Raw genomic sequence first — 14,555 nt, 5'->3', positions numbered from 1 at the left:
AGATATTTATACAGCAAGATGGCGAGTTGAAGACTTCCATAAGGCTTGGAAAACTGGTGCAGGAGCTGAGCGTCAAAGAATGACGGAGCCGAAAAACTTAGAAAGAGCCGTATCCATTCTTGCTTTTATCGGTGTTCGATTACTGCAACTCAGAGAGGCAATAACCATTCCGTATTACTTGCGTAAGAAAGGATTAATAGAAGCAGCTAATGAACTTGATAATCAAAGCTGTGACACCGTATTTGAAGAAGATGAGTGGAAGTTGCTAATGAAGATGAAAAAGCCAAGGGGCTGGAATGGCAAAGATACTCCAAGCCTAAAGTGGGCTTATCAATCGCTGGCTAAATTGGGTGGTTTTACAGATACTAAACGTACAGGTATAGCAGGCTGGGAAACGATTTGGGAAGGTTGGGATACCCTTCAATCTTATGTCGTTGGATATAGGATGGCGAAAGAAATGCTAGCTGACGGAGAAATGCTCTGAGATCTGATCAAGAGACAGGGCTAACTCTGCCTCATTTCATTCTAGGGTTCAGTTATTTTTAAATAAGCTTCAAAAAAACTTGCCAGGCATTAACCTAGCAATCAAAGTACGTGATCATCAACACTTATCTTATGACTTGTTCGCCAAATCAAAAGGTCATAAAGAAACTTATGGTTTTAAACTCAGATCAGTTTCTGAACGCTATAAATCTCGCAACTGTGATTTACCAATGAACCATAGTTCACTTGCTTATGTAACAGTAAATGTACCAATTAACCGAAAATTAAAAAGCACTTTGTTAAACGGAGATAACTTGTTATCAAATCTTTATGACACAATTCAAGCTCATTATTTAACAGCAATAGAGTCCAAACCATTAACAAGAACAGCAATGATTGCTAATGGAAGAACCCCATTGGTTAGAAACAGTAAGTTTGACCAACAAGACAAAACCAATGAACTTCAACTTATTGGATTTGATCCAGATTCAAGTGAACTCCAGTTCATTTATGATTGCGACGTGAATGGAACAGCAGATCATATAAGTTTTACCATTGCAGCAGGTAAAAATGACTGTGATCGAGAAGGTTATGGTCAGTTTATGAATACCGTCGAGAAGATCTTTAAGGAGCTAGCTAAAAAGCTTGGATTAGATAAAGAACATGAAGATATGATTGTTCGATTTCATCAGCATATTAGTTACCAACAATAACAAGCATTGAATTAACTTATGCATAGTTCAATGATCGAAGCTAATTTTTGATACCTTGAAGGTAACTCAATATTCCTCTTTTTTATCAAATAGATACTTTGAGTTACCGTGCAGGATCTATTAATTATTGTTACTAATTCGCCATACTTTGAAGACGCTATCGCATGAATTGGCAGTGCTGTTATCCCAATCCCTTCTGATACGGGTAATAATATTTGATCGATTTGATTTATATAAGGCCCTTTCTGTAACTTATTTATTTCGACAGTAAAATTGCTTCTTTCTACGATAAGACTGATGTAATGCCACACATCAGGATGCTGCACCACTCTTATTTTTTGCAAATCGTGATCATTTTTAATATCAGGCATTCCATTCTGACCTAAGAGGCAAATTTTTTCTTTACCTAGTTCAATAAATTCAAAACTACTTTCTGACTGTTTACCAGTTACAAGACCAAAACCAATTTCATTATTTTTAATTTGTTGGTAAATCCTCTTTTCGGGTGCTGACTCAACTGAAATGTTTAGCTCAGGGTACTTAACTTGCCAAGCAATTAATTCAGGATAAGTTAGCTGGCATAAACTGCCAGACATGGAAACTGCACACTCACCTTTGAAAGGTGAATCAACTTGTAAATCGTCGATTAATGCCTGCTCATTCGCTTCAAGCTCTTTAGCGTATTGATATACCTTCAGCCCCTGATCTGTTATTTCAAATTTTTTTCCAACCCTCACAATGAGGCTTGAAGACAGCTGCTCCTCTAGCTTCAAAATATGTTGACTGACTCCTGGTTGAGTCATAAATAGCTTTTCAGCTGTTTTAGTAAAGTGCTGTGTTTCCACAAGTACTTTAAATGTCTTTAACCACTTTTGATGAACCATATATCACTCATAATATTAAATTATCATTTTAATAATTTATCATAATTTTTTAATTATTCACTTTATCTCTAATCTACAGCTCATAAATTCAGAACTTGGACAATTTAAATGACGACTAAACACAGTGTTTACCCAAGAACCTTTTCACATATTGGAATATCTGTACCTGATCTTGAAAAAGCCGTTAAGTTTTACACTGAAGTCTTAGGTTGGTATTTGATTATGGAACCAACTGAAATAGTGGAAGATGCTTCGGCTATTGGTGAAATGTGCACGGACGTTTTTGGTGCTAACTGGAAAAAATTTCGTATTGCCCACATGTCTACAGGTGATCGTGTAGGTGTCGAACTTTTTGAGTTTATTAACCAAGAAAACCCTGAAAATAATTTTGAATATTGGAAGACCGGCATTTTCCATTTCTGCGTTCAAGATCCTGATGTTGAGGGTCTAGCAGAAAAAATTGTTGCTGCAGGTGGTAAGAAGCGTATGCAAGAGCCTAGATATTACTATCCGGGTGAAAAGCCATACCGCATGATTTATATGGAAGATCCATTTGGAAATATCTTAGAGATCTACAGTCATAGCTATGAATTAATCTATTCAAGTGGTGCGTACACTGGTTAAGCCATTGAAAGGTAGGTATTAAATAGTTATCTACCTTTTATCAACATTTCCAATACTTAAATAATCATTCATTCACTTCTAAGGTTTTCACCTTATTCTGCTTACTCACCCTTAACTGCAAAATACTCCCATACACAAGCAAGACAGAAAGCAATAAGACTGGTCTTCTTGATTACCAAATTAAAATGATTAAATGCAAAAAATTGCATTTTAGGGGGATAAAATGAGTATTGGTTCAGTAAATAGTGGTTCTAGCGTAACAGATGTTTCAGGTAACGATAAATCAGAATGGAATGATGCAGATCATTGGAAAATCACTGATTTTTTCCATAGACATATGCCCAAAGTTACCGAAGATGTTTCTAAAGTAGGTAATGATATCGAAGGTAGCTTCGGTAGAGTTAAAGATTTAGTTGGTGATGGATTTGACAGTATCAAAGACATTGAGGGAGCGATCAAAAGCAATGGATTCAAAGCTACAATGGAAACCATGATTAATAATGAAGAGGATAACAAATCATTGTTTAACGACATTGTGTCTAAAACACACAGTGAAGCAGTGTCAAAAGACGCTAAAGCAGTCAGAGAAAATGTTCAACAGCTCATGAAAGACGCTAAGCCACTAGAAGCGGATGCAGTTATCGCACTAACAAATGCTGCAAAAATGATTAAGCCAGTTGTGGACTTAGCAGCTCAAGCAGTAGCACTATATGGTGGACAAGCGCCAAATCTAGCAAGTGTTTTTGGTGACATCAAAAATATTAAAAACGACGTTGAAGCAGCACTTCAAATGCATAATACAGCAGTACAAGCTTCAGATGGAAATAAAGACAGTAAACATGCCCCTAAAAATTTATATGCGGCCTCCCAAGATTCCAGTGCATTAAACTTGCTTACATTAGATTCTATGAGAACCGACCAAGCAAACTCAGATAATGATACAAGAGATAACGGTCATCACCGCCGTCATCATGGCAATCACCGTCATCATGGCCATGGCCATCACCTTCATCGTCATGCTAATAGAATGCTCAAAATGGCATAAAAACCCCATCAGGCAATTCCATATTGAATTGCCTGTTCTGATTTAAATTATTTTTGAGGACAATAAATAGCTTTAAATACGCCAACCATCGCAACAAACAGTGCTAGTGCCCCCATCGCAAAAACGACATCACCAGGCACCCTAGACCAAACCATATCTTGCATAAATGAACTATGAATAAACTCTGCTGAACGCACATACCAATAACCATGCGCATTGGCATTATATGCTTGCCATAACCCTGCGGGTAACAGTGCGAACGCCACCATTAAACCTAAACCGAGATTGAGTAACTTAAATGAGTAACTCATCCATTTCTCGTTCCATTTTACGTTAGGTGCTAAACCTCGTAAGCAGAACAACATTAATCCGATCCCTAACATGCCATACACGCCAAACATAGCAGCATGACCGTGAGCTGCAGTTGTATTTAGTCCTTGCATATAATAGAGCGCAAGTGGAGTATTGATTAAGAAACCTAATAAACCCGCTCCGACCAAATTCCAAAATGCGACAGCACCAAAAAACTTGAGTGGCCAATGATAAAAATCAGTCCACTTGGCTTTCTTTTCAAGCTTATTGTGTTGATAGGCTTCAAATCCAATTACAGTAAGAGGAACAACTTCTAATGCTGAAAATACACCTCCTAACGCAATGATAGAAATGGGCGTCCCCGTAAAGTATAAATGATGAAAGGTACCTAAGACTCCACCACCAAGGAAAATTATGGTCGAGAACAATACTGAGATTACCGCTGTAGAATTACGTAATAACCCCATTTTTACGAATAACAGTGCAATTATGGTAGTCGCAAATACTTCAAACACCCCTTCAACCCAAAGGTGAACCACCCACCATCGCCAGTATTCGACAATACTGATATGAGTATGAAGTCCCCAAGCCAGTCCTGCTCCATAAAGTAAAGCAATCGCAACGGAAGCGATAACTAACAGTAGAAGTAAAGAGCGGCTGTGTTTTTTGTCTTTAAGCGCTGGTAATAATGCTCTGACCATGAGCACTAACCACAACAATAAACCTATAAACAAGAACCATTGCCAAAAGCGCCCTAAGTCAACATAAGCGTAACCTTGGTGACCAAACCAGAAATTCATCAGTAAGCTTTTGAAGTGTTGATTGACTCCTAGCCACTCCCCAGCAAACGAACCTACAACTATAATCAGTAAGCAAATATAGAGAAAGTTAACACCGAATTTTTGATATTTAGGCTCATACCCTGAAATAATTGGAGCCACGTATAATCCCGTAGCTAACCATGCCGTGGCTATCCAGAAAACGGCGAGCTGAGTATGCCACGTACGGGTGATACTGTAAGGAATGATTTTCGCGATAGGGATTCCGTAAAAATCTTGCCCTTCTACAGTATAGTGAGCCGTAATTGTGCCTAAGATTATCTGCAAACCAAAGAGTAGAATCACCGTCCAAAAATATTTAGCTGTTGCTTGCATAGAGGGTGTTTGCTCTACCCCCAACAGCTTGTTTCGCTCTGATACACCACCAATAGGCTCTAAATCGTCTCGCCATTTATCGTGTTGTTCGGCGTAAAACCAAACTAACGTACCAATACCACCTAAAAGCATTACAACACTAATGATCGACCAAAGCAGTAAACTCGGCGGAGGTGTATTACCCACAAGAGGTTCATATGGCCAGTTACTGGTGTAACTGATGTCGTCATTAGGTCTATTTGTTACTGAGCTCCAACTGATCCAAAAAATAAACCCATTTAAATCATGCATGTCAGAATCAGACAAAGTAATATCTGGAGAGAATGCGTATTCTTCTCTTAGCTTGAGAGAATCAGGTGTACCAAGCGCTTGAAATACTTCGCTGAAATGATGTGCGACTTTAAAAATAGCAACCTGCCTCTCAGGAGACACACTCACGTCACCAGTTTGCTGGTTATAGGTATTTTCTCTTAACTCAAGCTTGACTCGGGTTTTAAGTTCTTCTTGATCAAATTCTTTAAGATCTTTGTATGGTAGGTGATGAATTTCTTTAGACTCTTTACTTAGCATTGCTAATGCTTCTCGATGAAGCCAGTCAGCCCCCCAATCTGGAGCAACATAACTGCCATGCCCCCATATGGTTCCTTTTTCCATTCCACCTAACGACTGCCAAACATTCTGTCCACGTTCAATTTGTGACTTTGTAAAAATTACATCACCATTTGTGGAAATCACCCTCTCAGGAATCGGGGGTTTCATTTGGTAAATCTTATGACCGAAAAAGAGTAAAATAGTAAAGCTGATTAACGTTGAAATTGCCAAGGTCATCCATAATCGGCGCTTTTTGAAAGTTAACTTATAACTTTTCATCATTCTCCCCCAATTTCATTTAATGGGTTGTTACGATCCTTGGTGTGTTATTTTTTCCTGTTAATAAAAAAAAGGAGCGCTAAGGCTCCTTTCGTATGTTATTTTCCATATTTTGGATAGAAGTTAGGCAATAACGCTTTTTGTCCATTCATCTAACCAATTTAATGCTTCTAATTCTGGTTCCATTGTTTCACAAGCGTCAATCCTAAATAGTTCTTTTACCGCTTGCGCACCAATTTCTTCAAACAATGATTGTAATTGCTCACCTGCCCCACAGTATGTCTCGTAGCTAGAATCGCCTAACCCAATGACACTAAAGTGTAAATCAGGCAAATAGAGACCTGTCGAACGAACCATTTCAAACCACGGAACTAAACCATCAGGCAAATCGCCTTGCCCTGTCGTTGAGCTAATTACAATCAATTGTTGGTTAGCAGCAGGGGTATAATCAACTAATTCTTCAGGTTGCCATAATTTGGCATCATAACCTTGTTCGATGAGTTTCTCATAAACGGTTTCAGCTACAAACTGTGCACTTCCATATACGGTTCCGAAAACGATATTTACCTTTACCAATGCTCTGCTCCGCTTATTTAAATGAATTGCTTAAATCTAAACCTAACAATCGTAACTTGTCAAAGTTTAAGCAATTTCGAGGTCTTTTCCACACTGTAAATTCGAATTATTCCAACCAAATTTTTCAAACGCCTCCAGCCACTCCGATTCAATTTCTGCCTCAATCGATAAACGCTCATGAGTAACGGGGTGAGTGAATTCTAATTTTTTAGCAATTAACCACAATCTTCGAGTTGATAAAAAGTCTCTTATGAATTTATTCTGTTTACCATCACCATGCGTCGTATCCCCTAAAATAGGGTGTCTAAAATGAGCTAAATGACGCCTAAGCTGATGTTTGCGCCCAGTGATGGGCTTTAGCTTCATCAACGCATACCGGCTTGTAGGATAGCGGCCTGACTTATAAGGGATCTCTGCATTCAATAAAGGCCAAAAATGACTGACTGCTTCCTGTGCTTCTTTATCTTTATCCGCATGTTTATCCGCAATATCGTCTAACTCTTCTTTTAGCGGATAATCCATTACAAGTGATTCATTAACATTACCCCGCACTAATGCGAGGTATGTTTTCTCTGTTGTTTTGTCCTGAAACTGCTGACATAACAGGTTAGCAACTTCGCTACTTTTAGCAAAAAGTAGCACTCCAGAGGTTGGCCGATCTAAGCGGTGAACAGGATAAACATGACAACCCACAAGATCACGCGTCATTTGCATCGCAAAATACTTTTCTCTTCTTGCTAAGTAAGTGCGATGCACCAGTAAGCCGGCAGGCTTGTGTATAGCAACCAAATGTTCGTCTTCGAATAATATTTGAATTTCGGGTGGGTTTTCGAATTCAATGTCGTCTGCAACTGCGTCTTGTGTCATTTAATAAACTAATTTTAAGAAGGTAAGATGAAATAAGCGCTATGCTAACGCATGCTAATTCAAAAGTATAAATCAAAATGTTACACTCAAACGATTGAAGTAACTATTACCCTATTGAGAATGAAACAATTACTCGACTTTTTACCCTTAATTATTTTCTTCACTGTCTACAAATTCTTTGACATTTACACAGCCAGTGGCGCCTTAATTGCAGCGACAACATTACAATTGATCATCACTTATATTTTGTATAAGAAAGTAGAAAAAATGCTACTCGTTACTTTCGCCATGGTGACGGTTTTTGGGACCTTGACCCTTGTGTTGCATGATGACAATTTTATTAAGTGGAAAGTAACCTTCATTTATTTATTGTTTGCGGTCGTTTTAGCTGTCAGCCAATACATGAATAAATCAGTGCTGAAATCGATGCTTGGAAAGGATATGGAAGCACCTGACTTTGTATGGAAAAAGCTAACTTGGTACTGGGCCGGATTTTTTATATTTTGTGCAATTTTAAATGTCTATATCGCTTTTAACCTGTCACTTGATACTTGGGTTAATTTCAAAGTTTTCGGTTTGTCTGCGCTGACAATTCTCAATATTATTGCCACAGTTGCTTACTTATATAAATATCTTCCCGAAGAAGATAAAAAAGACTAAACCATTAAATTAATAACTAAATTGGTATTCCTATGTGGTATATGATTTCATCCCAAGATATTGAAAGCAGCTTGGAAAAGCGAAAAACTGTACGTGACCAACATATCGCCCGCTTAAAGCTACTCGCTGACGAAGGACGACTCATGATAGCAGGGCCTCATCCTGCAATCGACTCTAACGAACCTGGCGAAGCTGGTTTTACTGGCTCTTTGGTCGTCGCTGAATTTAATACATTAAAAGAAGCTCAAACTTGGGCTGACGCCGACCCTTATATCGCTGCGGGCGTGTATAAAAATGTCATCGTGAAACCTCTTAAGCGAGTATTACCATAATGAAAATAGTCTCTTTTAACATCAACGGACTGAGAGCCCGGTTACATCAACTGCAAGCACTTATTGATTCACATCAGCCTGATATTATTGGGTTACAAGAAACAAAAGTGCATGATGAAGCGTTCCCATTAGCAGATGTAGAGGCTATGGGCTATAAAGTTCACTTCCATGGTGGTAAAGCTCATTACGGTGTAGCAATGCTTTCAAAAACTAAGCCACTTGAAATTCAAAAAGGCTTCCCTACCGATGAAGAAGATGCACAGCGCAGAATGATTATTGGTAAATTCAAGCAAGAAAATGGCAAGACGTTAACAGTAATCAATGGATATTTCCCGCAAGGAGAAAACATTGGTCATGAAACAAAGTTTCCTGCAAAGCGCAAATTCTACAAAGATTTGATGCAATATTTAAATGAACATCACTCAAAAGATGAAGATATTGCGGTGATCGGGGATATCAATATTTCACCAATAGATTTAGACATTGGTATTGGTGAAGTTAACGCTAAGCGCTGGTTGAAAACTGGTAAATGTAGCTTCCAACTTGAAGAGCGTGAATGGTTACAAACCTTGTTAGACTGGGGCTTTATTGACACATTCCGTAAGTTACACCCAACTCGTGAAGGGCGATACTCATGGTTTGATTACCGCAGTAAAGGCTTCGTAGATAACCGTGGTCTTCGCATTGATGTCATTCTCGCAACTCCATCTTTAACGGACAGAGTTTTTGAATCAGATGTGGATTATGAACTACGTGGTATAGAAAAGCCGTCTGATCATGCACCAATTTGGAGTGTATTTGGTTAAATCCCCCCCTCATAAGAATTTCTGTGAGGGGATAGTATAATATAATTATGTTGGCTAACTTTGAGTAACTTCGACAGTCATTTTGCCACTTTCAAAATACTTAACATTGAATCGGCATGTTGCTTTGTCTATAACTTCAACACCAAAGGCGGATATATTAGAGTTTTCCTCTATACTTCTTTTTTCTATTGGCTTTTGTTCTTTTACCAAGCTAACTTCTTGCCCTGCTCCAACTCCTAACTGTTTTTGGTAACCCTCAATACCCCACTTAAACTCGTCACCTTTTTGACCTTCAATAAAAAAGTAATATTTCCCGGGTTGGAGCTCAGCTTGTCCTTGATAGGTTCCGTTAGAGAGTCTACTGAGGTTGAAATCTACACCTCTATACATTATATGAACATGAGCATTTACAGGTAAATAAGCCAAATTTAATTTTTTTTCCACTGCATTGGCTTTAATTTGTGTTCCTTTACGTGTTTCTGCAAAGCGTGTTGCAAGACTATTAGCTTTAACGTTTTGAGTGTAAACTGGAGGAAAATAAGTCCATTGTTCACCTATTATTTTGCCATCATCGGTAATTTTAAAATAAAAGCTTTCATCGGTTTGTTTGGCATCTGCTTCTGTACCGTTTTGATGATGAAACTTCAATGCAGCAGTCCTGTTAGTGCAACATTCCCCCGGCTTAATTTTAAATCCATAGAGTTGCTTGAATATGAAGTCCTCATTGTCCTCATGAAGAGTTTGATAACCACCAACTCCATGACTGACAGTCCAAATAATCGGTTGAGGCGCAATTCTGTCGCTACTCATACTAACTAACTCCAAACTTTATGAATAATGATTCAGTTTAAATTAATATAAGTTAAATTTAAGAATAATATGCACCCCTGAAAGCTAGCAGTCAGTTTAAAGGTTCCCTTTATATGAAAGATATTTAAACTCTTAGAAATAATACCGCATAGCAACTTGCCACTGCTTTTCAATCAATTTTTCAGGTTGATTCACATAAGTTCTGGCAAACCTTTCAGAAGTAACCCAATTAAACTCTGAATGAATAAACAAACCTTTCTGAAGTTGGTACCGATACGATGCGGTAAATGCATTACCATCCTCGTTATTATTGTCACCCCAGATTTGATCATTATCCGTAACTGAAAAATCTTCAAATCGCATTGAAATACGATGTGCGTACCATGCTTTTGAAAGCAAGATATTGAAACTATGGTAATCGTTATTTACCGCATCCTTACCTGTAAGAGCTTTCATTAACGTATCACCTTTCAAAAACTGAGCTAATAAATCAATTTTTAAAGGCAAACGCCATTTAACCCCTAAATGATGAAAACGAGTACGCCAAGAATACTGACCATTTTTAACGACTGAAGTATCGGCATTATTATCATAATAGCCAACTGTTAATTTACCATTGCCACGCCAATTCCATTCACCAGTAAAGTTCGCTCCCACTCGAGTATCTAAGTCGAGGAAGGGATCAGACTCTTTAGCTTGGCCTGATAATAGACCGTCGCTTCTCATTGCTAATAACTCAGGAATTCTGATGGTCTCATGCCAAAGTGTTTGTCTAGAACCAGTTGTCCAACCATGCCAAGAGAGCATGGCACCCGTTGGGTCATTATTAACAAAAGCTTCTGCTGTTAGCTTAACATCATGTTTAGATTGATGAAATTTACCTAGGCGGGACAAAGACAAGCTTGAACCTAGATGACGAACCTCTTCTGCTAACCAAGAATTAATCGTTGAAAAGCTTAACGTGTATGGAGACGTCCAGGCTGTTGCATGGTTTTCGATAGTAATTGTCGGATATAGAATGCCTGCTTTTGCAGTGATTCTATATCCATTTTCCGAAGGTAAGCCTTTGTATTGAATAAAAGCTTCAGTAATACCTAAGCCTTCGTTTGTATTATCTAGGTACCCGTTTGCCACAATTTTAGATGAAATGTTATCAGTCCAATCAACATGATGGCTCAAACCCAACTGAGATATAGATACATGTGTACCTGAATTAAACCTCAGTTTTCCGAAACCCCCATCAACATAAGATTGTATTGAATCATTGTAGATTGCCCGAACATCGATTACTCCAGAAAAATCTTGTTCAACTGCAATAGCACTCGTTCCGATTAAAATAAGTCCAAATATAGACTTCATATTATTTCCGATACTTTTGTTTTTATTTTATGTTTAGTCGTTTCAATTTACGCTTTAACGTAATCAAATCCGCTACTTAAAACCCAGCCGGTCAATTCAAGACCTGGAATTGGGCGTGACAAATAATATCCTTGTGCCATTTCACACTTATGCTCAGCGAGCCAAATAAGCGTGTCCTTGTCTTCTACGCCTTCAGCAACCACAGTTAACTGCAAGTTATGTGCAAGTTCGAGTGTAGACTTAACAATAATTTGATCTTCTTTATTATTCATTAAGTGCTGAACAAAAGAACGATCAATTTTTACTTCATGTACGGGCAATTCTTTTAATTGCCCTAAAGATGAATACCCTGTACCAAAATCATCAATAGACAATTTTAGTCCGTTATCACGCCAATGTTTTAATTGCATGATTGCACTATCAATATCTTCAACAACCGCATCTTCTGTTATTTCGAGTGTTAATGCATCAACAGGCATATTATTATATTCAACAGTATCTAAAAGCCACTGACAAAAATCAGGATCTTTTAAATTTGCGGCAGAAATATTAACGGCGATGGATAACTCTAAGCCCTGGCTTTTCCATATGTGATATTGATTAATTGCTTCTTGTAGAACCCAACGGGTTAACGAGTTCATCTGCCCTGTTTTTTCTGCTATTGGAATAAACACATCTGGCGGAATCATGCCTTTTTCAGGGTGTTGCCAACGGACAAGTGCTTCAACTTGCTTTACCTTATTAAATTCAAGACACAATTTAGGTTGGTAGAACAACACTAATTGATCATTTTCGATGGCAAATTTTAATGCGTTAACTAATTGGAAACGCTCTAATGAGTGCTGATCTATTTGCTTATCATAAACTTGATAATCTTGTTTATGACTCTTGGCAAATTGTAACGCTGTATTAGCTTGCTGAATGATGTCTTCTAACGTTTTGCCGTTATTACTACAACTTAAGCCCAAGGTAATTTGTAAATCTAAATGAAGATCGTGATAACAATAAGAATGAGATACTTGGCTTTGAAGTTTAGAAATCTCACTTTGTAAATGCGTTAAATCAAAGTCCCTATATACAATGGCAAACTCATCACCCGATAGACGACAAACTAAATCGGTGCCTTCAATACTCAGAAGTCGATTACCCACTTCTTTAATAACTTCATCACCCACTACATGACCAAGCGTTAAATTAACATCGGTCAATCTTCGAATATTAATCAAACACACAACCACATGTTCGTTATTTTTTAGCCACTCTTCCGCTTTACGGTCTAACTCATTACGATTTGATAAGTTAGTTAACGGATCATGAAATGCTTGATGAACGATTTTTTTTTCACGGCTGACAATGGCCGATTGCATCTCATTAAGCTCATGTGCGAGTTGAGCAAGCTCCCTTGTTGAACTCGACTTAACTTTGAAATCATAATCACCTTGAGCAATAAACTTGGCTTGCTCGATTAAGCGCATAATTGGTCGAGTAATACTGCCAGAGATAGCGAAAGCAACGAACATAGATAAAGGCAACATAAGGAGAACTAACCAAAACTGTTGCCACCACTGCTTTTGAAGTGCTTGAAGGACATCCGCTCTAGGCACATACATATAGGCGTAAAGGTCATTGTTTTGAATTTTTCCTAGTGACTGACGCCAAAGTAAGTAATCAGGGTTTTCAGTTCCAGTGGTTAAGAATGAAGATAATGCATTTTTTACATTTTGTTTAATTTCTAGACCTGAATAAGCGAAAATATTCGCTTGCTGTCCTGAAATTGAAAAACCTGTCGAAAGTCCAGTTTGTTGCTGCAAGTCATTTGCTAGAGTTGAGTCAATAAGGTAACCAAATCCAATCCACCCAATGACACTACTGCCGCCACTGGTTATTTCAGCAAATCTTAATTGGTAAACTTTCCCGTCTAGTTCGTATAATTGGCTTAAATTAGCCATGTTATCTGCTAATAAATATCTGAATGTTTGACCTTGCTCAGGGCCTTTTACAGGACGAAGTTTACCTTTGTTATTTTTTTTTAATAACAACTGACTTATCACTTTACCTTCTTTAGATACAGCAATGGCCATATTCGCATTAATGCGTTTACGATGATTATTTAGTGCCAAAATAAAGCTTTTAGTATCACCATCGATAAAAATCTCTTTTAGTCCAAAGTCTTTTGCGGCTGTCTCAGCAAAAACATTTAAATAATAACTTCGAGTTTCGAATTCAGAACGAAAGACTTTTTCTGCGACAGCCATTCGGTTGGCTAACTGTTGCTTCTCAAGTTTTTCGTATGAATAATATGCCATCCAAAATGAAAACGCCTGCACGGTAATAAGCAGTAAAACAAAAAAAGCAAAGATACGAGTTTGCAGACGATTCATAAATTGCAACATCAATAATCTTCCAAAAATTCAAACTCATCGAGCGTAGATTGCTCAGGAATCGGAGACATATCAGCGATAACTTGGATTACTTTCTTCTCTGATAACGGCCAATTGATCATCAAGGACTCTTTATTATTTCTAGTTTCCAGTTGAGGATGCCAAATGTTGAGCTCGTACTTGCCTGTAGGTAAATCTACAAAATTTACCGTACCGCTTTCATCTGTTAAACCATAAAAAGGTGTATCGACAACAAGAATATGTCCGCTCATCCAATCGTGGACATTGCATCCCATTGCAACATGACCAATTTCATTAAAGCTAATATCGCTTTTGGCTTTTTCAGCTCTCAATTTAAAAGAAAATCGTTTGGGGCCAACAGCTGAATATATATGATGAGTGATATCGTCTTCATTCAAAAACTTTGGTGAAGTACCTTTTTCAATTACGGTAATATAAGGCGAGAACTTTTTACCTTTTTGCAGAACGTCGTTCTGATTTGAATTATCAGAATATGAACTGACATCAGCAGAGAATTGAGGTTGTAAATATACGGCAATTCCTTTAACAGCTTTGCCTTGATTATTCTTAACAACAAAGCTATTCGCTAAGGTACTACCAGAAACTATGACCATACTGACAAGCCATAAGCTTTTAAAAAACTTCATTAAATCCTACC

The 14,555-nt window shown here is 37.9% G+C and carries 14 protein-coding genes and 1 pseudogene; 7 read left to right on the top strand and 8 right to left on the bottom strand.

The window, feature by feature from the left end:
- Positions 1 to 484 (top strand): IS4 family transposase (locus JQC92_RS09195; protein WP_276315788.1); only part of this gene is annotated, 484 nt, incomplete at its 5' end.
- A gap of 28 nt (positions 485 to 512) precedes the next feature.
- Positions 513 to 1,196 (top strand): annotated as a pseudogene (locus JQC92_RS09190) (DUF3083 family protein); the annotation flags it as partial.
- Between the two features lie 11 nt (positions 1,197 to 1,207).
- Here JQC92_RS09190 and JQC92_RS09185 read toward each other — a convergent pair.
- Positions 1,208 to 2,080: a LysR family transcriptional regulator gene (locus JQC92_RS09185; protein WP_204999371.1), complete on the bottom strand. Its 873-nt coding sequence runs from the start codon at positions 2,078 to 2,080 to the stop codon at positions 1,208 to 1,210.
- Between the two features lie 108 nt (positions 2,081 to 2,188).
- Here JQC92_RS09185 and JQC92_RS09180 point away from each other — a divergent pair, with 108 nt between their 5' ends.
- Both JQC92_RS09180 and JQC92_RS09175 read left to right on the top strand, forming a co-directional pair.
- On the top strand, positions 2,189 to 2,704 hold the full coding sequence (locus tag JQC92_RS09180) for a lactoylglutathione lyase family protein (RefSeq protein WP_204999370.1): 516 nt from the start codon (positions 2,189 to 2,191) through the stop codon (positions 2,702 to 2,704).
- 223 nt (positions 2,705 to 2,927) lie between these two features.
- Positions 2,928 to 3,749, top strand: a complete 822-nt coding sequence (locus JQC92_RS09175) for a hypothetical protein (RefSeq protein WP_204999369.1) — start codon at positions 2,928 to 2,930, stop codon at positions 3,747 to 3,749.
- A gap of 47 nt (positions 3,750 to 3,796) precedes the next feature.
- Here the strand turns inward: JQC92_RS09175 and JQC92_RS09170 are convergent, their stop codons facing one another.
- The 3 genes from JQC92_RS09170 to truC all read right to left on the bottom strand — a co-directional run bounded on the left by JQC92_RS09170 (position 3,797) and on the right by truC (position 7,528).
- Positions 3,797 to 6,085, bottom strand: coding sequence for a nitric-oxide reductase large subunit (locus JQC92_RS09170; protein WP_204999368.1), 2,289 nt, complete (start codon positions 6,083 to 6,085; stop codon positions 3,797 to 3,799).
- A gap of 123 nt (positions 6,086 to 6,208) precedes the next feature.
- Positions 6,209 to 6,661, bottom strand: a complete 453-nt coding sequence (locus JQC92_RS09165; RefSeq protein ID WP_204999367.1) for a flavodoxin — start codon at positions 6,659 to 6,661, stop codon at positions 6,209 to 6,211.
- A 66-nt stretch (positions 6,662 to 6,727) separates the two neighbouring features.
- Entirely contained in the window at positions 6,728 to 7,528 is an 801-nt protein-coding gene (gene truC, locus JQC92_RS09160) for a tRNA pseudouridine(65) synthase TruC (protein WP_204999366.1), read from the bottom strand.
- A gap of 120 nt (positions 7,529 to 7,648) precedes the next feature.
- Here truC and JQC92_RS09155 point away from each other — a divergent pair, with 120 nt between their 5' ends.
- From JQC92_RS09155 to xthA, 3 genes are read left to right on the top strand one after another with little or no spacing between them, the layout of a single operon-like run.
- Positions 7,649 to 8,188 carry a septation protein A gene (locus JQC92_RS09155; RefSeq protein WP_204999365.1) on the top strand — a complete coding sequence of 180 codons (540 nt, stop codon included), beginning with the start codon at positions 7,649 to 7,651 and terminating at the stop codon, positions 8,186 to 8,188.
- 32 nt (positions 8,189 to 8,220) lie between these two features.
- Positions 8,221 to 8,520: a YciI family protein gene (locus tag JQC92_RS09150; protein WP_204999364.1), complete on the top strand. Its 300-nt coding sequence runs from the start codon at positions 8,221 to 8,223 to the stop codon at positions 8,518 to 8,520.
- Complete coding sequence (xthA, locus tag JQC92_RS09145; protein ID WP_204999363.1) at positions 8,520 to 9,326, top strand: exodeoxyribonuclease III; 807 nt, start codon at positions 8,520 to 8,522, stop codon at positions 9,324 to 9,326. Before JQC92_RS09150 ends, xthA begins: the two co-directional genes overlap by 1 nt.
- A 54-nt stretch (positions 9,327 to 9,380) precedes the next feature.
- Here the strand turns inward: xthA and JQC92_RS09140 are convergent, their stop codons facing one another.
- From JQC92_RS09140 to JQC92_RS09125, 4 genes are all read right to left on the bottom strand, one after another.
- Complete coding sequence (locus JQC92_RS09140) at positions 9,381 to 9,974, bottom strand: hypothetical protein (protein ID WP_204999362.1); 594 nt, start codon at positions 9,972 to 9,974, stop codon at positions 9,381 to 9,383.
- 294 nt (positions 9,975 to 10,268) lie between these two features.
- Positions 10,269 to 11,495, bottom strand: a complete 1,227-nt coding sequence (locus JQC92_RS09135) for a hypothetical protein (protein ID WP_204999361.1) — start codon at positions 11,493 to 11,495, stop codon at positions 10,269 to 10,271.
- Positions 11,496 to 11,542: 47 nt separating this feature from the next.
- A complete protein-coding gene (locus JQC92_RS09130) occupies positions 11,543 to 13,888 on the bottom strand; it encodes a bifunctional diguanylate cyclase/phosphodiesterase (protein ID WP_239480488.1) in 2,346 nt (781 codons plus the stop codon).
- On the bottom strand, positions 13,888 to 14,544 hold the full coding sequence (locus JQC92_RS09125; RefSeq protein ID WP_239480487.1) for a cupredoxin domain-containing protein: 657 nt from the start codon (positions 14,542 to 14,544) through the stop codon (positions 13,888 to 13,890). The genes JQC92_RS09130 and JQC92_RS09125 overlap by 1 nt, the downstream gene beginning before the upstream one ends.
- Positions 14,545 to 14,555 lie beyond the last annotated feature (11 nt).

The sequence above is a fragment of the Parashewanella hymeniacidonis genome, assembly GCF_016900895.1.
Classification (GTDB): Bacteria; Pseudomonadota; Gammaproteobacteria; order Enterobacterales; family Shewanellaceae; genus Parashewanella; species Parashewanella hymeniacidonis.
This window is presented reverse-complemented; position numbering and strand designations above follow the sequence as displayed.

Excerpts from the sequence above, each read along its gene's own strand:
- JQC92_RS09185 (WP_204999371.1), bottom strand. The coding sequence starts at position 2,080 with ATGGTTCATCAAAAGTGGTTAAAGACATTTAAAGTACTTGTGGAAACA.
- JQC92_RS09180 (WP_204999370.1), top strand. The coding sequence starts at position 2,189 with ATGACGACTAAACACAGTGTTTACCCAAGAACCTTTTCACATATTGGA.
- JQC92_RS09175 (WP_204999369.1), top strand. The coding sequence starts at position 2,928 with ATGAGTATTGGTTCAGTAAATAGTGGTTCTAGCGTAACAGATGTTTCA.
- JQC92_RS09170 (WP_204999368.1), bottom strand. The coding sequence starts at position 6,085 with ATGAAAAGTTATAAGTTAACTTTCAAAAAGCGCCGATTATGGATGACC.
- truC (WP_204999366.1), bottom strand. The coding sequence starts at position 7,528 with ATGACACAAGACGCAGTTGCAGACGACATTGAATTCGAAAACCCACCC.
- JQC92_RS09155 (WP_204999365.1), top strand. The coding sequence starts at position 7,649 with ATGAAACAATTACTCGACTTTTTACCCTTAATTATTTTCTTCACTGTC.
- JQC92_RS09150 (WP_204999364.1), top strand. The coding sequence starts at position 8,221 with ATGTGGTATATGATTTCATCCCAAGATATTGAAAGCAGCTTGGAAAAG.
- xthA (WP_204999363.1), top strand. The coding sequence starts at position 8,520 with ATGAAAATAGTCTCTTTTAACATCAACGGACTGAGAGCCCGGTTACAT.
- JQC92_RS09135 (WP_204999361.1), bottom strand. The coding sequence starts at position 11,495 with ATGAAGTCTATATTTGGACTTATTTTAATCGGAACGAGTGCTATTGCA.
- JQC92_RS09130 (WP_239480488.1), bottom strand. The coding sequence starts at position 13,888 with ATGTTGCAATTTATGAATCGTCTGCAAACTCGTATCTTTGCTTTTTTT.
- JQC92_RS09125 (WP_239480487.1), bottom strand. The coding sequence starts at position 14,544 with ATGAAGTTTTTTAAAAGCTTATGGCTTGTCAGTATGGTCATAGTTTCT.